The sequence below is a fragment of the Vibrio sp. 704 genome (genome assembly GCF_033339295.1).
Genome location: NZ_JAWOUH010000417.1, coordinates 1 through 720, shown reverse-complemented (window position 1 = coordinate 720; position 720 = coordinate 1). Strand labels below are relative to the sequence as shown.

Genomic DNA, 720 nt, shown 5'->3' with positions numbered 1-720 from the left:
CACTCCCTTTAATAAAGCGCTCCATTAGATAGCGGTCAGCGAGTCGTATATCGCCTTCGTAAGTCACGATATCTTGCTGTGAGAGCAGATCTTGTAATACGAGTGCTTCTTTGGTTACTTTCGTATAGCAAGCTGCGAGAGGGGTATGCTCGAACGTTTTCAGTTCAAGAGTTCGAATTTCAACTTGAATACTTTTCGATAGCGCCAGGTTTTGGGTTTGCTCAATGTACTCTTGAGCGATGAAGAACACGGGTTTCTCACCATTGATCAATAGTTGAGTCGGGCCTGCTTCTGTCGCAAGCCACAACTCTATCTGAGTTTGGCCTTTGATGTCTCGTGCTTGGCGAGTAAGTAGGAAACCTTGTTGGATGTTCAAAAGAGAGAAACCTTATAAATTTTTCAAGTCGCCATTCTAACATTATGGACTGTAAAAATAACCAGTAATAGAAAATGGAATTAGATACTTCTGCATAGTTACTTCTGGCTTGTTCAATCGGAGGTTTTTAGCAATTACAAATGGCTTAAAAAAGGATTTCTAGTTAACGATTTCTGTATATTAAACCACAAGATCTGCCAGTTGTTTTCTCGTTTGCAAGTTAAGTGATTCTCATATATCGAGGTTATATGGATATAGATACTTGATTTGTTGGGGGTAATGTTGTTAATTAGTTTTTCCTAGATTTCGGCTCTGCACATCACGCTCTGAAATAATAGAGTGGT

General features: G+C 39.4%; 1 pseudogene. It reads right to left on the bottom strand.

Annotated elements, in window-relative coordinates:
* Window positions 1-376, bottom strand: a pseudogene (locus R7R24_RS26835) (DNA polymerase II); the annotation flags it as partial.
* Between the last annotated feature and the right edge of the window lie 344 nt (window positions 377-720).